The following is a 24,065-nucleotide window of genomic DNA, read 5'->3' on the forward strand; positions in this document are numbered from 1 at the left end:
TGATGATGGGTAAAGTAAATTTTGATGTTATGAATACACGAGTCACTTTCAAAAATATTCCACTTCATACATTATCAAAATTCACATTCAAAGATGTAACTGCTGCATGTCAAGAATTCAAAAAAATTCCAAATGTTGATGAATGCATAATTATTCAAACAGCAAGTAGAGTTGAAATCTTTACTGTTAGTAATGTGGAATCTGAAGATTCTCCAGATGCAAGACGTCCTGAAGGAAAAGGATTGGTGTTAAATCAAATTAAAGATACTTGGATTTCTTTGTCATCATTAGAACAAATAGACATTGATCATTTTGATCAAACATTAGAAGTTTACAAGGGTGATGATGTTTACCGAAATCTATTACGATTAGCAGCAGGACTGGATTCAGTAGTTGTAGGAAAAAGAGAAATTTTAAATGAAGTTTCCCAATCATTGGCCACTGCAAAATCTGCAGGCACCTCTGGAGACATACTCCACAAATTATTTGATAGTGTGATTAGATTAGCCGAGAAAATGAGAACAAGCACTGGAATTGAAAATAATGTGATCTCAATAGGTGATGTTGCTGTAAAACTAGTTGATGAGAAAGCAGGATTGGATGATAAAAAGAAAGTACTCTTAATTGGAACTGGTGAATCTGCCGCTCGAGTTGCTAAAACTTTGAACAAAAGAGGAATAAAATTTGATGTGACAAGTAGAACAGTTGATCGTGCTACAGGTTTTTCAGTAATCTTAGGTGGAACACCTGTCGATTTTAATGATGTGTTGGCTGGATTTGACAAGTATGATATTGTCTTTGTTGCAACAACAGCAGATTATTTCTTAATTACATTTGATCGAATTCATTTAGTAATGGAGGATAAGAAGAAAGGTACACTGATCATGGATTTGTCAGAACCAAGAGCCGTTGAAGAAGGAATAACTGCGTTACCTGGAATAAAATTGCTCTTCAAAGATCAGATAGCAGAAATTTATGAGGAAAATGTTAGAGCAAGAGTAGGTATTGTACCTGCTGTTGAGAAAATTATTGAAAAAGAACTACCTGTTTTATCTGCTAGAATGACTATACTAGAAGCGTAGTTTTTCTTAAAGACCCTGTTTTCTTAATAGGAATTGCATAATGGCTTCTTTTGAATAATCGATTCCGTGTTCTTCTTCTGTATGATTTCTAAAATTTTCAATTACTTCTTCCATCTCTCCTTCGGCAATAAAATCACATTCAAAACCGTAATCAATACACTTGAGATTTGCCATAATTTGATGAAAAATACTCAATATAAAAATCCACAGGTAAACACCATAATAGAGACAATGATCTTATTCGTAAATCAAATTTTTCTAGTTGACAAATTTGTTCTTCATAAATTGGAAAACATCCTCAAAGCATCTTGTATTAAAACCATCAGAATGATTTAGTCTGATAATTTCTACGAATCCCTATTAAGCAATTTTTCATTTCTGAGTTTAATGACTAGACTACTGTATGCATCAATCATTGCTTCAATAATTTTGATGTCTATTTTTAGTATCGATGCCTTCGCCCAGTCAAATTTTAAAAAAATTGAAGGTGACGAAATACAAAAAAATTCTGTTTCACAAGACATTCTTGCAAAAATAGAACTATCAAAAAAACAATTTCTAAAAGCAAAAGAGACTGAACAAAAGCGCAATGCCCAACAAAAATTCATTGAGGAACAACGAATTCTAGCACAAGAATCTCTAAAACAAGAGCTCCAAAGAATGGAAAAAACATACGAAGAATTTACTCCTAGAAATGCATTTGCAAAATATGTTTCAAATCTTAATGTGACAAATCATGGAATATTCTGGGATCAGTTTGATTATCTTCAAACAAAAATTGTTCTAGCAAGAGATGCAAGAGATTCTGTTCTTAAACAGGGAGGAACATTTTCTGATGCCATGAAGCAATATGTTCAATTTGCCAAGATGTCAAAAATTGAAATGCAAAACATTGTGCGTGAACTTAACATAAAACACAATCTTGCACAAGAAGACATCCAGTCTAATTTTGACATTAATGGAAAATTGCCAAGATATGAAAATGATCTTGAAGCTCCATGTTATGGATGTACCGCAAAAATATCTAAGGTTCAAATTGACTCAAATCAATCAGTCCCAATAACTAGGATTGTGTATGAGCCAAAACCTACACAAATTACTGAACTACAAGATTCTCTTTCAGATCTCCAAAAACAATTCCTAGAATCAAGAAACATTGTAGCTCAGAAAAAAATGGTATTTGAGATGAATGAAATCATAAAACAAATTCAAATTCTCAGATAATCCTTTCTTTTTTACTTAAAATTTTGATGTTGTTATCATTTTTTTTACTACGATTTCTTTATCGGAAATTAACCTAAAAATTAATCACTAGTTAAACTCTAAGTTCAAATATGTCTTCATTTAATTGGGCTTACTCTAGTGTATTTCTATGTTTGAAAAAAAATTCAAATTTTTACTTGGCATACTAGTCATATCAATTTCTATTTCTTTTCTAACTTGGGCTAATGTTATTTCTTTTGGAGATATGGATGATGATGGAATAATTGATTCAATTGATAATTGTCCAAGGAATTTTAATCAAGACCAAGAAGATTCTGATTTTGATAAAATAGGAAATTATTGTGATTCAGATGATGACAATGACGGAATAGTTGATTTTCTTGATTCCTTTGATATTGAACCTCTAGATTGGGCTGATTTTGATTTTGATGGTATAGGAAATTCAAAAGATGAAGATGATGACAATGACGGAATATTAGATTCAGAAGATTCTGAACCAATATTGGCCTCAGAAATTCTTGCTACAAAATATCTTGATGACATACAAGACTGTGCAAACATCAATGATGATACATCACGACATCTATGTTATACGGTATTTTTTGGTAAAATAACAAAGAATGAACAAAATAATTCTAATGCTCTTGAACTATCTATAGCATTATCTAAGATTGGAGCTATTGATGATTGTCATTTTGTTTCTCATGAAATTGGCCACGTGGCTTTTGAGGAGAACCCCAATGTCATTTCAAATTTGATAGGAATGGATGGAACAATGTGTAGAGGTGGATATTTTCATGGAGTCTTGGCATCCTATTTCCATAGTATCAAAGAACACAATGAATCATTTCCAAGTGATTACAATTTAGTTTGCAATGAATTAATTGGATCTTCAAATTACCAGGACTGTGTACATGGATTAGGACATGGTCTAGTTCATTACTTTGGTAATGATCTGGATTCTTCTTTGGAGCTATGTCATGAAATGTCATTTTATCAAAATATCCTATGTGTAAAAGGTGTGATGATGCAATACACAGACAATACTATGACCCAAAAGGGAATTTCTCAAAATGTTGTCTCTGATCTTTGCGATGAATCACAACTAGAGAAACTTGATTTTATTGAATGCAGTATGTCTTTAGGTACCACTTTGTCCTTTTTTAACAACCATGATTATGATAAAAGTTCAAAATTTTGTGAATATGTTGAAAATGAAAAAGGACAGTCTTATTGTCTTGATGGTTTAAGGTTAGAAATTTCTGATTCTGAAAACTACAAAACCAAACCTCTAACTGAAGAGATTAGAGAAAAATTCCAACCCCAGTTTGAATCAGATTATGTTATTGATATAAGAAGTCCCGCAATAGTTTCAAACTTTGATCATATTCAAGAGATTGACCTGATCACATTTTCTATAGACTCTCCACAATATGTCATAATGTATGTCCCAAGTGAGTTTGTATCATCCGATTTATGGATAACAGTAAATGGTCAAATCCCAAACAACTTAGTTGTAAAAAATAATATCTTAGATGAAGAAATTACAATGTTTAGTTTTGTTCCCAAAACCAAAGGAATTGTAATGATTTCTCCTTTCTCTGACTAAATTATGCCTGGATTATCTTTAAAATATTCTATCCGTAAGACTCAAACTTGATTGCAAAACTACCGTCAGGCTTTTTCTCATGTTCTGTTACAAAGCCTTTAGGCCCTAGGTACTCTATTACTCCATCAATGGTTCCTTGGTAGCCACAAATGTAGATTATGGTATTATCGGGTGTGATCTCCTCTCCTACCATCTCCTCAACTGGTGACAGACCTGTTTTTTTATCGGGTTTAAAAAAAGATTCAACTCTACCTACGTGTCCATTCCATGATCTGTTAAAGAATTCTTTTGGTCTGCTTATTGCTGCTCTGTATCTAAAGTTCCACTGGTCTCTCCCTCTCTTCTTACTTTCATTTTCTAAATCAGTTAACAATCTCTTGTAGCTTAACTCGTCAACATAACTTGCACCATGTAAAACAATTATTTCTCGTTTATCATTAGTGTCATGGAAATGTTTTGCAAATGCAATAAATGGTGCAAGACCTGTGCCTCCACCTACACAAATTACTCTACGATTATCTTTTTTTCCATTTGGTAATGTATCGCTAATTTGTAAAGCAGCGCCTGTTGGATCTCCAAGATAAACTTCATCGCCAACACTCGCATAAAACAATTCAGTAGTAACTCTTCCTGGAAGTGGTTTTCTTACCCATCTAATTACAAATTCATAATAATCTCTGTTTTCTGGATGTGATGCAATTGAATATGCTCTTCGTACAATTTTTTTTTCAGAAGGAATTGGCAAACCAATTGTTAGAAATTGACCAGTTTTGTACTGAGGCATTCCAGTATCTGGGACCAATCGTATGATTACAAGATCCTCTTTTAATAATTCCATATAGGTTACTTTTGCCTTGGTCTCAGTTACCATACAGAATCTTTTTTCGCTACTTTGGATAAATATATTTCTCTTGAAAATTGATTAAAAATTCAATTTCTATTCTAAAACATAAAAATTAGTTTGAAATCAATCAAAAAAATTGATTTTCCATCTAATCAACACTCATTGATATGTGACATTATTTCATTAAGAATTTCTTGATTTGAAGCTGCAATAAAAGAAACTCTTGTTTCATAACTCAGATCTGCATCAAGTGGTTTCAAGTTTGCATCAAGTAGTAATCCTCCAGCCTCTTTTACAATTAGATATCCTGCTGCGATATCTTGAATTCTAATCTTATCTCTTAAGTCAATAAAAATATCCATATATCCTCTGGCAAAAAATGCCATCTCAAGTGCATTTGCACCAAAATGTCTGGTATGGTGATTATGATTCTCAAAAATTGCATCCATTCTCCTCATCAATTCCTTTGACGCACCTGATGTGTTAATGCCAATTATTTTGTAAATTGGATCTTTATTGTGTACCTGAATTTTAACATCATTAAAAAATGAACCCTTGTTTTTTGATGCCCAATATGTATCCCCATTATCTAGATTAGTAATGACCCCATCAGTAATTGAGCTAAGTTTATCTTCAGTTGCAAATGCTAACGAACTACAAAAAAATGGAACTCCTCTTACTGCATTTGCAGAACCATCAATTGCATCCATGATGACATATCCTTTTGGATTCTCAGATAGATCAACTCTTCCACATTCTTCTCCTAGAACAATACATTCAAAATTAATTTCTTTAAGATAATCAAGTACTGTTTTCTCTGCAACAATATCGATATTTCTTGAAACATCTCCGCCTGCACCAATTCCAAAATCTCCTGCAGCATGATCTGTTCCTGCAAGATGTTTTACATTTTCATAAATTCTATCTGATGCTTCTCGTAGGATTTCAATTATTTCCATATTGCACATTTTTTGCTTCGTAATTTAAGTGAAGAATAATATTTTATTTGAAAGCATAAATAACAATAAAGAAGCTTACGTTTGTGAGTGGTAAAGATCAGTCTGTTGTAAGTAAAGAAGCTCTGATGAGCACAAAACCTGGAAAACAAATTATGAAACAGGGTTTATTCAAATCTAAAGGATATAAATTATTTAACAAATACAAAGAGGAAACTGAAAATGAATTTCCAAACTTTGCTCAAAGATTTGCTGAAGGATTATTGCATGAAATAAAATCTGATACAAATCCAAATGCAACTCAGCAAGCATTTGGTAATGAGGTAGGTTCTACTGAGATAATTCTTAATGCATCTGAAATTGAGCCTATTAAATCAAAATTAGAAAGTCCTGATGTTCTAAAAGATAGAGTATTGAGAATTTTAAATTCTAATTTCGTTAAAATGACTTTTCCTGTATTTAATGCACTATTTGACGGAGCAGCAGAGTATTCTGGAAAAAATGATCCTCATCTAAGACAAGATATGGTTGAAGGACACATCTTGGCAATTGATCTTAGCGAGCCAATGGATAGAATTGTAGATAAGGATGAAGACTTGGATTATTTGGATGATTACAAATTGATGAATCCTTACATTTTGAAATTAGCTAGAGATAAAATTGCAAAAGGAGGAGATCAGGTTCTAAAAGAATTTGAAGAGGGATTTAAAGATGCACGAGTTGGACAATATCTTGATGAGAAATTAAAATCAAAACCAACAACCATTACTGAAGAAGAAATGACACTATCTTACAAAAAATATCGCGCAGTTATGGGAACTGCAGGAAGAAACATGGCTTTAGCTGAAAGACCACTTGGTGAGATTTTCTATTTGGGCATGGCAAGAGCTGCAGAAGGTGTAGGATGTGGAAATGAGATTGAAGATTCTATTAAAAATGGATTTGTAAAGATTCCATCATGGCCTTTATACTACTCGCTATTGGCTAATGATGTCAAAAAAGGATTTGAACTAACACTTGAGAAAAGCAATCTATATCTACAAGATGCAAGACTTGCACTAGAACTACTTCCAGAAGAATTCACTCACAAGGAGTTCTTAGAATTTTTGTTTTTGACAGTTGAACATTATAATCAATATTGGTACAATCAATTACAGAAAGCCAATAAATGGTCAGAGTTTGAATCAAAACTTCCTAGGTGATTAAATTGATGTGGTCAGAAAAATACCGGCCTCAGATTATTTCTGACATGGTAGGAAATGAAGAATCTCGTGCAGCAATTATGGAATGGTTTGCCAAATGGAAGAAAGGAACAAAGCCTTTACTTATAGTTGGTCCACCTGGAATTGGAAAAACAACCATAGCATATCTTGTAGCTAAACAATTCAACTATGATATGATTGGCCTAAATGCAAGTGATGTTAGAAGTAAATCAAGAATTAATGAAATTCTCACGCCTGTATTGGCAAATGATACTGTTATTGGAACTCCAATGATATTTGTTGATGAAGTAGATGGTATTCATGGACGAGGAGATTATGGGGGAGCATCAGCCCTTATTGATATTCTAAAAGAGCCAACAGTTCCAATCATTCTTGCAGCAAACGATGACTCTTCAGATAAAATGAAGAGTATTAAAAAAGTTGTAAAAACAATTTCATTTAAAAAAATACCTCCACGATTATTGCGAATTTATCTAGAAAATATTTTGAATAAAGAAAGTGCAAAACTTAGTCCCGGTTCACTTATCAAAGTAATTGACAAATCTCGTGGAGATATTCGCTCAATGATTAATTTAGCTCAGTCTCAAGTTACGGGGTTCAATCCACAAACAGAAACTACATTTGAGAATATCAATGTAGAAGATGGTGTTAATGCATTCTTTAAAGCAAATTCAATTGAAGAAGCTAGGATAATTTTATATTCAATGCAAATTGATCCTAGAGAAAAAATTAATGCATTTTATTCTAGCATTATTACAAGTAATCTTGATAATGAAACACTTGCAAAATGTTTAGAAATTATTTCAAATGCAGATATGCTTTATGGTAAAATAATGAAACATCAAAACTGGCGTTTATTGCGTTATCTTAATGACATTTTGATAAATCTATACCAAAATGATGATCGAATTCGATATTCACAATACAATCTTTCATGGCCATTACTTAATAGAATTCGTTGGGATGGAGCAAAAATAAAATCATTATCTTCTGTCATGGCAAAAAAATTACATCTGTCATCAAGTGCATTTGTTACTATTTGTCTTCCATTTGTTTTGTTTTGCATTAAAAATAACACATTGGTGTTAGATCTTCAGGAAACGTATGGCGATATTATTGAAAAGGAGATTGAACTAATATGAGCTGGAGGAAAATTCCGATGAAGTTTCCAGGAACATGTATTGTTTGTAATGAAAAAATTGAAATCAATGAAATTGGTTTGTGGGCAAAAGGAATTGGAGTAAAGCACGAAAAATGTGCTCAAATCAATGAATTGCAATGTGTAGTTTGTGGTGGCCCTGCAGGATGTCAAAGTTGTGAGTTTCAAGAGATATGTAATATACAAAATGTCTCTCAATTATGCATATGCAAGAGTTGCAGTGAGAAAAAAGATGCTTATCTGACATATGTAAAATCTGTAAAAAAGAAATTTACAATTCTTAACTCCTGATTTTCTAAAATTATCAATGATCCATGATTTTTTATAAAATATTAGTCAAGTCATCAATTTCAAACTAAATTAATATAGGAAACCATCTTGCTTTAGATCACTGTTATGCATTCTGAAAAGATTGAAGGATATACTAAAAGAATTAACACAGCATTACAGGGTGGCGGTCAAGATCGAATAAAGGCCCAACATGATAAGGGTAAATTAACTGCTAGAGAAAGAATCGATCTCTTACTAGATGAAGGAACTTTTACTGAAATTGACCCATTGACAACTCATCACTATCACGAATATGACATGCAGAAGAAAAAATTCTTTACAGATGGTGTAGTTGGTGGATATGGTAATGTAAACGGCAGACAAATCTTTGTCTTTGCTTATGATTTTACAGTTTTAGGTGGAACCCTAAGTCAAATGGGAGCCAAAAAAATTACAAAATTAATGGATCATGCAGTTAGAACAGGTTGTCCAATTATTGGTATAATGGATTCTGGCGGTGCTAGAATTCAAGAAGGAATCATGAGTCTTGATGGATTTGCAGATATATTTTATCATAACCAATTAGCTTCTGGTGTAATTCCACAAATTACTGCAAGTATTGGACCATCAGCAGGTGGTTCTGTTTACTCACCAGCAATGACTGACTTTGTAATTATGGTAGAAAAAGTTGGAACAATGTTTGTTACAGGCCCAGATGTGGTCAAAACTGTTCTTGGTGAAGAAATTTCATTTGATGATCTTGGCGGTGCAATGACTCATGGAACTAAAAGTGGTGTCGCACATTTTGTTGCACAAAATGAATACGAATGCATGGATTACATCAAAAAACTAATCTCTTATCTTCCACAAAACAATACCGAATCTCCACCAAAAATCAAAACTGATGATGATCCAAACAGATTAGATCATAACTTGATCAACATTATTCCTGAAAATCCATTGCAACCATATGATATGAAAGAAATTATTAATTCGATTGTAGATAATCATGAATTCTTTGAAGTTCATGAACTCTTTGCTCCAAATGTTGTTGTAGGTTATGGTAGAATGGATGGCCAAGTTGTAGGAATTGTTGCAAACCAACCAATTCATCTTGCAGGTGCACTTGATATTGACTCTTCAAACAAAGCAGCAAGATTTATCAGATTTTGTGATGCATTTAACATTCCAATTATTACGTTAGTTGATACACCAGGATACATGCCCGGTTCTAACCAAGAACATAATGGCATCATTAGACATGGTAGTAAACTACTTTATGCATATTGTGAGGCAACAGTTCCAAGAATTACTTTGGTAATTGGAAAAGCATATGGTGGTGCTTACATTGCAATGGGCAGTAAAAATCTTAGAACCGACATTAATTATGCATGGCCAACTGCAAGATGTGCAGTTTTGGGAGGAGAGGCTGCAGTCAAAATCATGTATAGAAAAGAACTCGATGGTGCAGATGATGCTGAGGCACTAAAAAAACAATTAATTGATGAATTTGCAGAAAAATTTGAAAATCCATACGTTGCAGCATCTCATGGAACTGTGGATAATGTTATTGATCCAGCTGAAACACGACCTATGCTTATCAAAGCATTACAAATGCTTGCAAATAAACGTGAAAAACAACTTCCAAGAAAACACGGAAACATTAACCTGTGATTTGATATGATTGAAAAAGTACTGATTGCAAACAGAGGAGAGATTGCCTTGCGTGTCATTAGAACATGTAAGAGACTTGGAATTAAGACAGTTGCAGTTTATTCTGATGAAGATTATGATTCATTGCATGTTAAACAAGCAACAGAAGCATATCATATTGGAGAAGCAGCACCTGCAAAATCCTATCTTAATCAAGAAAAAATTCTTGAAGTTATTTTGTCATCAGGTGCAGATGCAGTTCATCCTGGTTATGGATTTCTTTCAGAAAATTCAGATTTTGCAAATACATGTGAAAAAAATAACATAAACTTTATTGGACCATCAGCTAAATCCATGGATCTTTGTGGTGATAAAATGCAATGTAAAGCAGCAATGCTTAAAGCTAAAGTACCAACAGTTCCTGGAAGTCCGGGACTTGTAAAAGATGTTGAAGAGGCATTAAAAATTGCAAATGATATTGAATACCCTGTAATGTTAAAATCAGTTTATGGTGGAGGCGGTCGTGGAATTAGAATTGTTACTAATGATAAAGAATTGCGTGAAGGTTTTGAAACTGTAACTAGTGAATCTATATCTGCAGTTGGTAAATCTGCAATTATTGTAGAAAAATTTCTTGAAAAAACTCGACACATTGAATATCAAATGTGTAGGGATAAGCATGGTAATGCAGTTCACATTTTTGAAAGAGAATGCTCTATTCAGAGAAGAAATCAAAAACTTATTGAACAAACACCTTCTCCAGTAGTTGATCAAGAAACACGAGACAGAGTAGGCGAATTAGTTGTAAAAGCATCTGAAGCAGTAGATTACACTAACTTGGGAACTGCTGAATTTCTTAGAGCTGATAATGGTGAATTTTACTTTATTGAAATTAATGCTAGATTGCAAGTAGAACACCCAATCTCTGAAATGGTTTCTGGTTTGGACTTTGTTAAACTTCAAATAGATATTGCAAATGGTGAACCATTACCATTCAAGCAAAAAGATCTTAAAATGAAAGGTTATGCAATTGAATGCAGAATTAATGCTGAAGATACTTTCTTAGATTTTGCACCTTCTACTGGACCAGTTCCAGACGTAACAATTCCATCTGGACCTAGTGTTAGATGTGATACTTACTTGTATCCTGGATGTACTGTTTCTCCATTTTATGACTCTTTAATGGCTAAATTGTGTACCTGGGGTCAAACATTTGAAGAATCTCGAACTCGTATGCTAACAGCACTAAATGATTTTTACATTCAAGGAGTTGAAACATCAATTCCATTATACAAAACAATTCTCAATTCAGAAGAATACAAAAGTGGTGATCTCTCTACTGATTTCTTAAAACGATATGAGATGATTGATAGATTAACTGAAGATCTAAAGAAAGAAAAAGTAGAAAAGAGTGAGGCTGCTATTGCTGCAGCAATAGTTCATTCTGAATACTTTAAGAGTCGTGTACAAAATGAAGCATCTGCAAGTTCTAATTGGAAATATAAATTGGATTGATGATAAATGGATTACAAAATAGCTGATATTGAAAAGTCATTTGAAGGAAAAATTGTCCAAAACCTAGGAAACAATGATTATGTAATTAAAATAAATGATGATGAACATCAGCTAAAAATTATTAATATGAATTCTAACGGAATTGAATTTCTTTTAGATCAAAAATATCATAAAGCAAAATATCTTGAACAATCAACTAACGAAATGTACATAGTAATTGATAATGTTCCAATTAGTATCAATCGCCACACTCACTTTGATGAAGTTGTGTACAAGCACTCTGGAGGCGCTGGTGCCAGCAATGCACAACTGTCATTGAAGAGCCAAATTCCTGGTAAGGTAGTTTCAATTGCAATAGCTGAAGGTGATACCGTAAAGAAGGGTGATGTTATTTGTACATTGGAATCTATGAAGATGCAAGTATCCGTAAAGGCTCACAAAGATGGAGTTGTAACATCAATTAAAATTAAAGAAACAGCAACTGTTGCCAAAGGCGACGCAATTGCTGATATAGAATAAAAAATTATTTTTCCGATTTCAGGAAATTTTTAATTTCTTCATAGTTTGGTTCCTTTAATGGATCTTCTGAAACCCATTTGTAACCAATTTTTCCATCTTCATTAATTACAAAGACAGAACGTTTTGCTGCATTGTAGCCTTTAATGTGCAGTAAGTCTGGCATTAGAATTCCGTAATCTCGAATTGTTTTACTACTGTAATCCCCCAATAATGGAAAATTAAAGTGATTTTTTTCTGCAAATGCTTTGTTTGCAAATGGACCATCATTACTGATTGCTACTACTTTTGCACCTAAATCTGAAATTTCTTTCCAAGAGTCTCTGAAATTGCACAGTTCAGTTTCACAAACTGGAGAGCTTGCAGCAACTATGAATGATAAAACGATTTTTCCGCCTTTAAAATCATCCAAAGTCCGCAATTTCAATTCTGTGTCTGGAAGCTCAAAGTTAGGAGCAATATCTCCGATATTCAATGACATGATCGCTATTTGATAATGTCCTATAAAGTACTTTAGAAAAATTTCTTTTTGAAAAAATTGATCGAAAAAAGGAAGAATACCTTTTTATACAAAAATCAGAGTCAGAAGATAAATTGGTCGGGGAATTAGCGGGCAATTATAGTACCGTGGTGTTAATGTTTGGTTTTGCAGTAGTAGCAATGGCACCTGCGTTGATTATTTCACGAATGATCTCTCCTCGAAGAAAAAGTAATCCTGTCAAGTTCTTGCCAATGGAATGTGGTCAAGTTCCTACAGGTGAAGGAAGAACTCACTTTATGATGCAGTATTATCCGTATATTCTGATGTTTGTAATATTTGATGTAATGGCAATTTTCTTATATGCATGGGGAAGTTCATTATTAGAACTTCCAAAGAGTGCAACATTGCCTATGATGGGATTTCTAGCAATAATGTTTGGTGCAATGGCCTTTGCATTATATCAATCAGGGAGACGTAACATATGGTAGTTATTTATACAAATTACATTTATGGGGATAGGGGATAAGATTGCTCAAAGACTTAGTAACACCAGAAAATGCAAATGTCTTCATAGGTAAGTTAGGGGATATTTTAGAAAAAGCAATCGACAAACCATTGGGCTATGCCATCAATTGGGGTAGAATTTGGTCACTCTGGCCTGTCCACATTGAAACAGCTTGTTGCAGTGTAGAATTTGGCGCAGCATCAAGTCCTAGATATGATGTTGAAAGATTTGGAATCATTGAAGCATTTGGATCACTACGACAATGTGATCTGATTGTAGTTCAAGGAACTATTACAAGAAAAATGGCGCCACGTCTCAGATTAGTTTATGATCAAATGCCAGAACCAAAGTATGTTATTGCTATGGGAGCTTGTGCTATTACTGGAGGATTGTATTTTGATTCATACAATGTACTTCCAGGAATTGACGGAGTAATTCCAGTTGATGTCTATGTTCCAGGTTGCCCACCTAGACCTGAAACTCTCATACAAGGTTGTATGTTATTGCAAGAAAAAATCAAGAGAATGAAGGCTAGGAAGTTTGTATAATGAGTTCGGATTCTGAAAAACCTGTTGCAGAAGCAAAACCTGAAACTAAACCAACTTCGCCACCACCAGCTAAACCTGCACCAAAACCAGCAGCAAAAAAACAAGAAGAAAAACCAATTCCTGTATTTGAGAAAGGAATCTCTGAAAAAATAGTTGAAAAGTTTGGTGATAAAGTCAAAGTCACATTTGTTAAAGAAGATAGGGTTGGAATCAATGCCACTAAAGAGAGTGTTCATGAAGTCGCAGAATTTATTCGTGATGCACTAAACTATGATCACGTAGAGTCTGTTTCAGGAGTAGACTATCCGGCAGATAACGAAATTGAGGTTGTTTATCATATTGGCTCTTATTCTGATAATACTCTAGCAAGACAAGTTCTTGAATTAACAACTAGAGCACCTCGAGAATCAAATCCTATTCCTGGAAATGATGCAACCAAACTACCAAGTCTTAGAGATATATTTTACAGTGTAGAATTTCATGAAAGAGAGATTTTTGAAATGCTAGGAGTTTACTTTGAAGGACATCCTGATAATAGACGATTACTTTTACCAGAAGACTGGGCAGATTTACCACCACTTCGAAAGGACTTTGCAATAAAGGGAAGATAGAGATGACTGCAGAACTGCCACCAGGATTAGCACTCCAAAAAGTTGACGAGAGAATAATGACTCTCAATGTCGGACCACAACATCCAGGTTCTGGACATATGAGAATTATTGTTCAAATTGATGGTGATTATATTGTTGCATGTGATCCTGATCCAGGATATGTACATCGAGGAGAAGAAAAGATGGCAGAGTATAGAAATTACATTACAAATATTCCACACTTAGAAAGACCGGTAATTCATGATTCATGTAATGTTTTGTATCCATATGTTTTGGGTGCAGAAGAACTGCTAGGAATTGAAGTTCCAGAACGAGCAAAATATGTCCGAGTTATTGCATCTGAACTAAACCGTTGTATCTACACAATGTATTGGCTTGCCATTTATGGAATTTTCCTAGGACACTCTACAATGTTTATGTGGCCAGCAGGTGATCGTGAACTCTTAATTGATTTAATGGAGAAGATGACTGGCGCAAGAGTAACACATGCACATTTTGTTCCAGGTGGAGTTCGAAATGACTTACCACCAAACTTTGAAGATGTTTGTTTACGTCAGGTGAATTATTTTGAAAAGCGTATCAAAGAATATGCAGCAATTTTTTATGATAATCCAATTCTAATCTCAAGAACTAAAGATACTGGTGTGTTATCACGCCAAGATGCAATTAGACTTGGAACAACTGGTTCTGTGCTTCGTGCTAGTGGTGTTGATTATGATCTTAGAAAGAAAGAACCCTATGATGTCTATGATGAACTAGACTTCCAAACAAATGTCATGAAAGAAGGAGACTCTTATGCAAGATCCAGAGTTCCATGGCTTGACATGATGGAGAGTTGCAATATTATTCGTCAAGCGTTACAAAAGATGCCAAAATCTGGTTCTGTTAGAGTAAAACTAAAACCAAACCCAAAAGGAATTGTAGGTTCTGTATACAAACGTGTAGAGTCTGGACGAGGCTCACTTGGTTGTTATATTGTATCTGATGGAAAACCAGAGCCATACAGAGTAAAGATGAGTGTTGGTTCTTTTAGAAATCTAATTGCATTACCCTATCTTCTAAAAGGAGAAAAACTTGGTAACATGCCCTCAGTTTATTGGAGTCTTAATTATTGGCCAGTGGAGGCAGACCGATAAATGTCAGTTATTGCACCAAATTTCAAGCTAAGTGAATTCATCAAATCCTTACTGGATAATGCATTCTGGGGATTGCTGCTGATGGTATTAATTGGCATCCCAGCAGTTATGATGGTTCTCTTTGTAATTGAGATGCCAGTAATTGATGGTGAGTTACTAACACCATTTCTTGCATTTACTTGGATTGCAGATCCATCACGTATTCTTCCACTTGTTCATGCGTTTATGGCAACTGATATGTTCAGAGTCATGGCATTTCCAGGATTTGGTTTTGCCGCGTTGCTTGCTGCTGGAACAATTTTTGTTGAAAGAAAGATGCTTGCAAAATTACAATTAAGAGTTGGTCCATTTTACTGTGGAAAAATCGAAGGTATTTTACAATTAATGGGAGATGGTTTGAAATTAATCTCAAAAGAAATCATTATTCCTGCAAAGGCAGACAAACCAATTTTCTGGGCAGCACCTGTTTTGTTTGTTGGAGCAGCTGCTGCATTTGTTGCACTTATTCCTGTTGCACCGGGTTGGGTTGTAGCAGACGTTGATCTTGGATTAATTGGTGTATTTGCAGTAATTGGTTTCTTCCCAATCATTACAATTCTATCTGCATGGTCTGCAAACAGCAAGTTCCCATTCATTGGTGGTATTAGAGCACTATTCCAAATGGTATCATTTGAAATTCCATTAATCTTGTCATTACTTGGTGTTGTAATTCTAACTGGTACACTTAACCTATCTGAAATTGCAGCAAGTCAGTCAAGTTTCCCATGGATTGTCTTCTTACCTGTTGGCGCAATTGTATTCTTTATCACAATGTTAGCTGAATTAGAAAGAATTCCATTTGATCTTCCAGAAGCAGAATCTGAAATTGTTGCAGGCTGGTTAACAGAACTTTCTGGAATGATGTATGGTCTTGTTCAATTAGGAACATATCTGAAACTTTATGCATTTGCAGCTTTGTTTGTTGTACTATTTCTTGGCGGTTGGAATGGTCCAATGGTTGTTCCACCATTCCCAGCAGAAATTCTAACTGACGGAATTGTAATGGGCCCAATCACAGCAAAGATTCCAGGATTACCATTATTCACTCAAGATATGCTCAATGGAACATTATGGTTTGTTATCAAAACAGTTGGGGTGATCTTCTTTATACTATTACCAAGAGGTGTTTTTCCAAGAATCAGAATTGATATGTTGTTAAGTCTTGGATGGACTAAATTAATTGGTCTTGCATTTGTTAACATCTTTATTGCACTAGGCTTGCTTTACGCTGGCGTGTTGGGTCCAGGAGGCTTACAATAATGGGAACTGCAACCGGAATTATCCGCGCATTAAACTCCGGAATTAAACACTTAGCAATTAAACGATTTACACTTCGTTATCCTGAAGAGAAACTAAAGTTTGTAGGAGACGGATACCAATTTGATCCATCAACAGGTGTTGGAATTGCAGGACTAAAGGGACGTCATATGTTGTTCCATGATCACTGCACAGGATGTCAATTATGTTCAATTGCATGTGAAGGTGTTGCAGAAGCCATTGCAATGGTCAAGGTTCCAGAAGAACACAAACAAAACAAAAAAGCAATCATGCCACAAATTGATTATGGCAAATGTGTCTTTTGTGGTCTATGTGTTGATGCATGTCCATTTTATGCACTATACATGACAAATGATTATGAATTATCTTCATTTTCTAAAGAAGGATTAATCTATACTCCTGCACAACTTGCTGTAAAGCCATACGTTACACAAGACAGTGAAATCCAAATTACTGACAGAGGTGCAACACATGGCTGATGCTGTATTTCTTGCATTATCTGTAATTACAATTGGTTCTGCAATTGCAGCACTAGAACTACGTTCATTAATTTATGGCTCTATTGCTTTAATGGGAACACTTGGTGGAATTGCAGGATTCTTCTTCTTGTTAGATTCACCTTTTGTTGCATTATTCCAATTAGCAGTTTATGTTGGCTCTATTGCAGTACTGATTCTCTTTACTGTTATGCTAGTAAAGCGTGAATTAATTTTCAAAAATATTGAAGATAAAAGAAGAAAGTTTGCAGGGTTTGGATTGATGTTGGTTGTAATGGTAGCACTTGGTGCTGTCTTTTTGGATTCAGGAATTAAGAGTATGAATACAGATGAGCCTGCAGTTGACTTTAGGGATATTGGTACTGACTTTGTAACATACTATTGGCCAGCATTAATTTTGATGGCCTTAATTTTAGCAGGCTCTGTAACTGGAGCACTAGTTTTAGCCAAACGAGAGGATGTGGAGAATGACCAGCGAACTAATTGACTTTACACTAGTTTCAGTAGCCCTATTGGGAATAGGAATTTACGGACTTGCCGTTAAACGAAATTTCATCCGTATGCTATTTGCAGTTGAAATAATCATCAACGCTGCAAATCTAAATCTGGTTGCATTTGCTAGATTCCTACCAGACAGTGGTGGTCAATCATTAGCATTATTCTCAATTGCAATTGCAGCTGCAGAAGTTGGAGTTGGATTATCTTTAATCATTGTAGCATACCGTATGTATCAGAATGTCGATATTGCAGACTTTAGGAGCTTGAAGGGTTAATGGAGTATGCATTATTACAGGCAGTTTTCTTGCCATTATTGTTATCGCCAGTAGCATACATTATCGGAAGAAAAGCTGGTCCAACTCCTGCAATGTGGTTTACATTTGCAATTCTATTATACACTACAGTTCTAGTAATTACATCCGCACTTTCTGGAACTGTCGAAGAACATTATCCGTGGACTGATATGTTTGGTGAGTTTGGATTTGTCTTAGATGGATTAGCATCACCATTTGCAATTATCATCTATGTATTATCTACCATTTTGGTTCTTTACTCCAAACCATACATGATTCACAAGTTCCATGAGCAGTTTGAAGAAGAACAAAACATCAATCATTCTGGAAGTGGTCAGACTTCGGTTGTTGAATCATCCTCTCTTTCTAATTATGTCAATGCAAAGTCAGGACTTTACTTTGCACTATATCTTGTCTTTGCAATGGGAATGCTTGGAACTGTCCTTGCAACAAATCTGATTGAATTTTACATCTTCTTTGAGGTAATGCTAATTCCAGGTTTCTTCCTAGTTGCACTTTGGGGTGATGGTCCACGAAGAAAGATTGGTTTAATGTTCTTGTTTTGGACTCACGCAGGAGCAGTAGTCTTACTCTTAGGATTCTTAATGATTGGCCTAACGATAGGCAGTTTTGACTTTGCAGACATTAACGAAGCAGAAATTCCAGCAGATATTGCGTTAATTTCTGCAGTAGCAATTGCTATTGGACTTGGGGTAAAACTTGCAGTCTTTATGTTCCATGTATGGCTTCCTTATGTCCACGGTTCAGCACCTACTCCAATTAGTGCACTCTTATCCCCTGCAATGATCGGAATTGGAGCTTATGGTATCTTTAGATTAATTGTTGAATTTTTGCCTTTAACATTTGCAGAACTTTCAATTTGGTTCCACATCTGGGGATTGGTTACAATGATTTATGGTGGCGCAATGGCGTTAATGCAAGATGATCTAAAACGCCTACTTGCTTATTCTAGTATCAGTCAAATGGGATATCTCTTGTTTGGAATTGGATCATTTTCTGTTCTTGGATTATCAGGAGCTGAGATGATGTATGTTACTCACGGTATTGGTAAAGGTATTCTCTTCATGATGGCTGGAGTAATTATTGTTAAAGTTGGAACTCGAAGCATCTCTAAACTTGGAGGATTAGCTGGTAAGATGCCAATCACTGCAACATGTGCAGTTATTGGTGCACTAACAATTATGGGTGTTCCACCAACAAGTGGATTTATGGGAGAATGGATTCTATTTTACGGAGCATTAGAAACTGCTATTGAAGAAGGCTCAACAATTAGAGCAGTAACATTTGGTTTAGGTCTTGTTGCAACAGCACTAACAATGTCTTACATGTTATGGATGCTAAAGCGTGTATTCTTTGGAAAAACACCTGAACATCTTGAGAATGTAAAAGAAGGAAGTTGGTACATGACAGCACCAATGATGGTATTAGCAGGATTTACAATTGTAGTTGGAATTTATCCAGACATTTTCTTGAAGACAATTATTCCGTACATGAATGGAGTGTTGGGAGTTTAGATTATGGCAACAGAATCTATTGGATTACCATTTGAAGTTGGGGCAGCAAGTGCTTGGTTAGTTTGGATTTTACCATTTATTGCGGCTCTGATTATGCCTGGAATAGGAAAGGCATCAAAGAGAGCAACTGGGTATGTAGCAGTTGGATTTGCTTTGATGAGTGCATTATCAGCTGCATCAATGTTGCCACTTGCACTAGAAGCACATGAGATTCATGATCAAATCATGTGGATTGAAGCAATTGGATTAAAGGGAGGAGTATTAGCTGATCCTCTTTCAATAATTATGGCAAATGTTGTAGGTTGGATTTCATTTCTCATTATGATTTACAGTACTGGATACATGAAAGGCGATAAAGACATTACACGATTCTGGTTTTGGATGATGTTCTTTATTGGTTCAATGCAATTAATTGTTTTATCTGATAACTTACTCCAAGTCTTCTTTGGATGGGAAGGAGTAGGACTTGCATCATATGCATTGATCAGCTTTTGGTATCGTGATAAAAAGAAAGATCATGTTGGTACAGAAGGAAGAACAGTTCTTGGAATGCTAGATTACTATGCACCAACACATGCCGGCATGAAGGCTTTCATCATGACCAAAGTCGGTGATGTGATGATGATAGCGGGAATGCTGTTGATATTTTTGTTTGCAGGAACATTTGGATTTAAAGAATTGATGGGTGATACAGAGTGGGCAACCACAATGGCTGCACAAGGATTGCTGGTTCCTGCATTTGTTTTACTATTTGGTGGAGCTGTAGGAAAATCAGCACAATTCCCACTAAACGAATGGCTCTTAGAGGCAATGACTGGTCCAACTGCAGTTTCTGCATTGATTCATGCTGCAACAATGGTAAAGGCAGGTGTCTTCTTGGTTGCAAGAATCGGCCCTCTTGTATTTGCATTAGGTGCAGCAGGAATTCTAGCTGATCAGTTCTTTGAGATTGTTGCATGGGTTGGAGCAATTACTGCATTACTTCTTGCAACACAAGGTATGGTTAATCCAGAAATTAAGAAAGTACTTGCATATTCTACAGGTTCACAAATTGGCTATATGATGATGGCATTAGGTGTAGCAGGACTATCTCATCAATATGTCGATGGATATACTGCAGGATTCTTCCATTTGATTTCTCATGCAATGTTTAAGGCTTCTCTATTCATGGCAGCAGGATCTCTGTTGCATATTGTTGGTTCTAGATTTATGACAGATATGGGTGGTCTGCGAAAACAGATGAAAAAAACGTATGCCTTCATGTGGGCAGCAGGTCTTGGATTAATGGGTGCACCATTTATCACAACAGGTTTCTGGAGTAAAGATGCAATCTTTGCAGCAGTCTATGAATCAGGAAATGAATGGGCATTGCCATTGTATGCTATTGCAGTAATAACTGCAGTAATTACAGCATTTTATACAACAAGAATGATTGGAATGGTTTTCTTTGGGAAGAAGAGCAAACACATCGAGAAGATGGAAGAAGAAGGTCATCATATTCATGAAGCATCACTATCAATGTGGGTACCTTATGGAATTTTAGCTGTACTAACTATTGGAATTGGATTAATTGGATTATCAACAGAAGAAGGACTACACCACTTGTTTACTGAATATCTAGAACACTCATTTGGCATTCACACTGAACATATTGCAGCTGAATCTTCAATACTCCCAGAATTCTTACAAGGACTTAACCCCGTTGCACTAGGATCATCACTTGCAGCATTTGCAATAGGAATTGGACTGGGATACATATTCTATATTGGCAGATGGGTGGATCCTGTCAAATTTGTAAATTCAAATCTATTCTTTTATGGAATTCACAAACTTATCTTAAACAGATGGTATCTTAATGCAATAATTTACTGGTGCTTTGTTGTAGCACCACTATGGTTAGCAAGAGGTGTATACAGATACTTTGAAAAGACCGCTATCGATTATGGTATGAATGATGGAGTCCAGAAAGCAGTTGGATGGAGCGCTAGAGTCGTCCAAGGCACTCAAACTGGTGTATCTCAGTCATATCTATTCGTATTTGGAGCAGGACTGCTATTCGTAGTTCTGATATTGTTGATTTAGGAGATTGATGAAATGTTAGAGATTACTTCCACACCATTGGTACTAATTGCAATACTAGGTACAGTTGGAGTAGTATTACCAATAATTAGCATTGCCAGAAAAGAGAGAGGTTCTAATTCATTTTATGCAGTAATTGCATTTGCTGCATTACTCGTATCCATGGGATATGTTGGATATCAATTCCTATCTGATAATGTATCGCCATCTGCACTATTTTCTGAAGATGTAATTGTAGATGATGCATTTGGTGGATTCTTTGCAATTGCAATGCTAATTGTTGCTCTGTTCACTACTGTTGGCTCTTTTAATTATATGAGAAAGCATAATGCTCCAGCAGTTTACTATTCTCTTATTTTACTTGCAACAATTGGTATGGTTCTTGTTGCATATTCGACTGACTTGGTAATGTTATTTGTTGCATGGGAGCTAATGAGTATTCCAACATATGTCTTGGTTGGATTTATGAAAAAGAATCCAAGCTCTAATGAGGCAGCATTAAAGTACTTCTTGTTTGGTGCACTCTCATCAGCCATCATTGTCTACGGAATTTCAATCTCATATGGGTTAACAGGTTCTACTAACATTGGCGAAGTGATTCAAGGATATTCAACACTTGATCCTTCATTACTTCCACTTGCATTACTTTCAGTTGGAATGTTTATTGCAGGATTTGGATTTAAGATGGGACTTGTGCCATTCCATCAATGGTTGCCTGATACATACGAGGGAGCTCCACCAACAATCACTGCATTACTAGCAGCTGCAACAAAGAAAGCTGGATTTGCAGCAACAATTAGAATTGTTATTTTGGGAATGGTTGTCCTTAATCTTGATTGGACACTTGCATTAGGAATTTTAGCAATAATGACTATGACTATTGGTAACGTTGCAGCAATTATGCAAAAGAATCTCTCAAGAATGCTTGCATACTCTAGTATTGCACACGCAGGATACATACTGATTGGTTTGGCAGTTGCACCTCACACCTCACTAGGTTTGCAAGGATCTCTTTACCAGATAATGAATCACGCCGTAATGAAAGGAGCAGCATTCATTGCAGTTGCAGGAATTATAACAACTTTGGCAGTTACTCATATTGATAAACTAAAGGGACTAGGACGTAGAATGCCAATAACTGCTTTAGGATTGGTAATTTCATTATTTGCATTAGCTGGAGTTCCACCACTTTCGGGATTCTGGAGTAAACTAATGTTGTTTGGAAGTGCACTTGATGCAAGCTCTGCATTATGGTGGGCACCATGGCTTGCAATTGCAGGAGTTCTAAATAGTGCATTATCACTTGCTTACTATGGTTGGATTACACGAAAGATGTACTTTGAAGGAGAAACAGAGAAGAGAGTTTCAGAACCAAAATCAGTTATTGGTGTTGTAATATTTTCAATTATATTCCTAGTTGGATTTGGTGTTTATCCAGATCCACTAATCAAGTTTGTAGAACTAGCATCCCCAGTAATTAGTTTAGGTATTATGCCTTAAACGAAGTAAATTTAATTAAATTCTCTAAATTATTTTTAGCATCATTTTCTGGAATCTTTCTTAATCCAACTCTTGCTTTTTCTGAATACTCTTTTAGTAACTCTTCCATTTTGTTAAAGACGTCTCTTGGATCAGAACTTTTCTTAATTAGTAAATTGAAAAGCTTGTCTTCGTTTTTCCAATCAAGTAAGTCATCTCTAATTTGATATGCAATTCCGATATTTTTTCCATATTCAGTTAATGCCTCTATTTGCTCTTCAGTTCCATTTGCAATAATTGCTCCTGTTCTAGCTGCTACTTCAAATGCTGTTGCAGTTTTGTATTCTATTACTTTTAGATAATCATCAAATGTAACATCTTCACTTGTCTCTAACCTGCTTTCAATCATCTCGCCTTCACTCATCAACATTGCAGTTGTTGCCAAATCTTTTGTAATTCTTGGATTATTAAGTCTTGAACAAATTGCAAGAATTAATCCTAAAACAAAATCCCCCGTAAGTACGCTAGTATTGTATCCATATTTGATATGAAAAGGATCCTTTTGCCTTCTCATTGTTTCATTATCTATGATGTCATCATGGATTATTGATTCCATGTGAAGAAACTCAACAGCACAAGATGCTGATAGAGTATTATCATCTATTTTACCTACACTTTCAGCAGATAGGGTCAAAATAATAGGCCTAATTCGTTTTCCGCCATCTAGAGAATATTTCAACGGTTCGATGAATTCTGATTCAGAATAAAGATCAAGTTCCTTCTCTAAAGCATGGTCTATTTTTTCAATATACTTGCCATAGGTTTCAAGTAAAGGATTAATCTCGATGTTTTTCCTGTCCAAGATGCCTGATCAAAAAATTTTCTCATTAGTAATTAAATCTTGGTGCTCCAGCCGGGATTTTCATCGATTGATTTTGAACCCGGGATCACTGCCTTGAAAGGGCAGTATGCTTGACCGGTCTACACCACTGGAACCCAAGAAAATTCAGTATTTTGACCATAAAATCTTTTGTA

25 protein-coding genes and 1 tRNA gene are annotated in these 24,065 nt (G+C 35.2%); 19 read left to right on the top strand and 7 right to left on the bottom strand.

The features are described from left to right. Positions 1-5: 5 nt before the first annotated feature. Positions 6-1,082, top strand: coding sequence for a glutamyl-tRNA reductase (locus tag K5790_RS07545; protein WP_297593828.1), 1,077 nt, complete (start codon positions 6-8; stop codon positions 1,080-1,082). Positions 1,083-1,088: 6 nt separating this feature from the next. Here K5790_RS07545 and K5790_RS07550 read toward each other — a convergent pair whose 3' ends face one another. Next, a complete protein-coding gene (locus tag K5790_RS07550; protein WP_297593830.1) occupies positions 1,089-1,256 on the bottom strand; it encodes a DUF1059 domain-containing protein in 168 nt (55 codons plus the stop codon). A gap of 213 nt (positions 1,257-1,469) precedes the next feature. Between K5790_RS07550 and K5790_RS07555 the strand changes: the two genes are divergently transcribed. Both K5790_RS07555 and K5790_RS07560 read left to right on the top strand, forming a co-directional pair. Continuing rightward, entirely contained in the window at positions 1,470-2,306 is an 837-nt protein-coding gene (locus K5790_RS07555; protein ID WP_297593832.1) for a hypothetical protein, read from the top strand. A gap of 148 nt (positions 2,307-2,454) precedes the next feature. Next, the gene (locus tag K5790_RS07560) at positions 2,455-3,915 is read left to right on the top strand and encodes a thrombospondin type 3 repeat-containing protein (RefSeq protein ID WP_297593834.1); all 1,461 of its coding nucleotides are present in this window, start codon (positions 2,455-2,457) and stop codon (positions 3,913-3,915) included. A 28-nt stretch (positions 3,916-3,943) separates the two neighbouring features. Here the strand turns inward: K5790_RS07560 and K5790_RS07565 are convergent, their stop codons facing one another. From K5790_RS07565 to cas5, 3 genes are all read right to left on the bottom strand, one after another. Further along, entirely contained in the window at positions 3,944-4,786 is an 843-nt protein-coding gene (locus tag K5790_RS07565) for an FAD-binding oxidoreductase (RefSeq protein ID WP_297593836.1), read from the bottom strand. A gap of 125 nt (positions 4,787-4,911) precedes the next feature. Then, positions 4,912-5,718: an inositol monophosphatase family protein gene (locus K5790_RS07570; RefSeq protein WP_297593838.1), complete on the bottom strand. Its 807-nt coding sequence runs from the start codon at positions 5,716-5,718 to the stop codon at positions 4,912-4,914. An 865-nt stretch (positions 5,719-6,583) separates the two neighbouring features. Continuing rightward, on the bottom strand, positions 6,584-6,667 hold the full coding sequence (cas5, locus tag K5790_RS10795) for a CRISPR-associated protein Cas5 (RefSeq protein WP_178157402.1): 84 nt from the start codon (positions 6,665-6,667) through the stop codon (positions 6,584-6,586). Positions 6,668-6,925: 258 nt separating this feature from the next. On the opposite strand from cas5, the gene K5790_RS07580 reads away from it, so the two are divergent. From K5790_RS07580 to K5790_RS07600, 5 genes are all read left to right on the top strand, one after another. After that, positions 6,926-8,080, top strand: coding sequence for an AAA family ATPase (locus K5790_RS07580; protein WP_297593842.1), 1,155 nt, complete (start codon positions 6,926-6,928; stop codon positions 8,078-8,080). Further along, positions 8,077-8,388, top strand: a complete 312-nt coding sequence (locus K5790_RS07585; protein WP_297593844.1) for a hypothetical protein — start codon at positions 8,077-8,079, stop codon at positions 8,386-8,388. The genes K5790_RS07580 and K5790_RS07585 overlap by 4 nt, the downstream gene beginning before the upstream one ends. A 105-nt stretch (positions 8,389-8,493) precedes the next feature. Beyond that, positions 8,494-10,041 (top strand): acyl-CoA carboxylase subunit beta, encoded by a 1,548-nt coding sequence (locus tag K5790_RS07590; RefSeq protein WP_297593846.1) that lies wholly within the window; start codon positions 8,494-8,496, stop codon positions 10,039-10,041. A 6-nt stretch (positions 10,042-10,047) separates the two neighbouring features. Further along, positions 10,048-11,535, top strand: a complete 1,488-nt coding sequence (locus K5790_RS07595; protein WP_297593848.1) for an acetyl/propionyl/methylcrotonyl-CoA carboxylase subunit alpha — start codon at positions 10,048-10,050, stop codon at positions 11,533-11,535. Between the two features lie 6 nt (positions 11,536-11,541). Further along, complete coding sequence (locus tag K5790_RS07600) at positions 11,542-12,054, top strand: acetyl-CoA carboxylase biotin carboxyl carrier protein subunit (RefSeq protein WP_297593849.1); 513 nt, start codon at positions 11,542-11,544, stop codon at positions 12,052-12,054. 4 nt (positions 12,055-12,058) lie between these two features. Here the strand turns inward: K5790_RS07600 and K5790_RS07605 are convergent, their stop codons facing one another. Further along, positions 12,059-12,532 (bottom strand): peroxiredoxin, encoded by a 474-nt coding sequence (locus K5790_RS07605; protein ID WP_297593852.1) that lies wholly within the window; start codon positions 12,530-12,532, stop codon positions 12,059-12,061. 155 nt (positions 12,533-12,687) lie between these two features. Between K5790_RS07605 and K5790_RS07610 the strand changes: the two genes are divergently transcribed. The 11 genes from K5790_RS07610 to K5790_RS07660 are packed head-to-tail and all read left to right on the top strand — an operon-like array spanning position 12,688 to position 23,051. Further along, positions 12,688-13,020, top strand: a complete 333-nt coding sequence (locus tag K5790_RS07610; protein ID WP_367182879.1) for an NADH-quinone oxidoreductase subunit A — start codon at positions 12,688-12,690, stop codon at positions 13,018-13,020. A gap of 40 nt (positions 13,021-13,060) precedes the next feature. Further along, positions 13,061-13,585 (top strand): NADH-quinone oxidoreductase subunit NuoB, encoded by a 525-nt coding sequence (locus K5790_RS07615; protein WP_297593855.1) that lies wholly within the window; start codon positions 13,061-13,063, stop codon positions 13,583-13,585. Further along, positions 13,585-14,196: an NADH-quinone oxidoreductase subunit C gene (locus tag K5790_RS07620; protein ID WP_297593857.1), complete on the top strand. Its 612-nt coding sequence runs from the start codon at positions 13,585-13,587 to the stop codon at positions 14,194-14,196. The genes K5790_RS07615 and K5790_RS07620 overlap by 1 nt, the downstream gene beginning before the upstream one ends. A 2-nt stretch (positions 14,197-14,198) precedes the next feature. Continuing rightward, complete coding sequence (locus tag K5790_RS07625) at positions 14,199-15,332, top strand: NADH-quinone oxidoreductase subunit D (RefSeq protein WP_297593859.1); 1,134 nt, start codon at positions 14,199-14,201, stop codon at positions 15,330-15,332. Continuing rightward, positions 15,333-16,631, top strand: coding sequence for an NADH-quinone oxidoreductase subunit NuoH (gene nuoH / locus K5790_RS07630; RefSeq protein WP_297593861.1), 1,299 nt, complete (start codon positions 15,333-15,335; stop codon positions 16,629-16,631). Then, the gene (locus tag K5790_RS07635; protein WP_297593863.1) at positions 16,631-17,128 is read left to right on the top strand and encodes an NADH-quinone oxidoreductase subunit I; all 498 of its coding nucleotides are present in this window, start codon (positions 16,631-16,633) and stop codon (positions 17,126-17,128) included. The genes nuoH and K5790_RS07635 overlap by 1 nt, the downstream gene beginning before the upstream one ends. Continuing rightward, positions 17,121-17,633 (top strand): NADH-quinone oxidoreductase subunit J, encoded by a 513-nt coding sequence (locus tag K5790_RS07640; protein ID WP_297593865.1) that lies wholly within the window; start codon positions 17,121-17,123, stop codon positions 17,631-17,633. The genes K5790_RS07635 and K5790_RS07640 overlap by 8 nt, the downstream gene beginning before the upstream one ends. Continuing rightward, a complete protein-coding gene (gene nuoK, locus K5790_RS07645; RefSeq protein WP_297593867.1) occupies positions 17,614-17,919 on the top strand; it encodes an NADH-quinone oxidoreductase subunit NuoK in 306 nt (101 codons plus the stop codon). The genes K5790_RS07640 and nuoK overlap by 20 nt, the downstream gene beginning before the upstream one ends. Next, the gene (locus tag K5790_RS07650) at positions 17,919-19,472 is read left to right on the top strand and encodes a NuoM family protein (protein ID WP_297593869.1); all 1,554 of its coding nucleotides are present in this window, start codon (positions 17,919-17,921) and stop codon (positions 19,470-19,472) included. The genes nuoK and K5790_RS07650 overlap by 1 nt, the downstream gene beginning before the upstream one ends. A gap of 3 nt (positions 19,473-19,475) precedes the next feature. After that, positions 19,476-21,554 (top strand): NADH-quinone oxidoreductase subunit L, encoded by a 2,079-nt coding sequence (locus K5790_RS07655; protein ID WP_297593871.1) that lies wholly within the window; start codon positions 19,476-19,478, stop codon positions 21,552-21,554. A gap of 12 nt (positions 21,555-21,566) precedes the next feature. Continuing rightward, the gene (locus K5790_RS07660) at positions 21,567-23,051 is read left to right on the top strand and encodes an NADH-quinone oxidoreductase subunit N (protein WP_297593873.1); all 1,485 of its coding nucleotides are present in this window, start codon (positions 21,567-21,569) and stop codon (positions 23,049-23,051) included. Here K5790_RS07660 and K5790_RS07665 read toward each other — a convergent pair. Both K5790_RS07665 and K5790_RS07670 read right to left on the bottom strand, forming a co-directional pair. Then, positions 23,041-23,892: a polyprenyl synthetase family protein gene (locus K5790_RS07665; protein ID WP_297593875.1), complete on the bottom strand. Its 852-nt coding sequence runs from the start codon at positions 23,890-23,892 to the stop codon at positions 23,041-23,043. The genes K5790_RS07660 and K5790_RS07665 overlap by 11 nt on opposite strands. A gap of 40 nt (positions 23,893-23,932) precedes the next feature. After that, positions 23,933-24,026, bottom strand: a tRNA-Glu gene (locus K5790_RS07670). Positions 24,027-24,065: the final 39 nt, after the last annotated feature.

This window comes from Nitrosopumilus sp. (genome assembly GCF_025698945.1).
Taxonomy (GTDB): Archaea; Thermoproteota; Nitrososphaeria; order Nitrososphaerales; family Nitrosopumilaceae; genus Nitrosopumilus.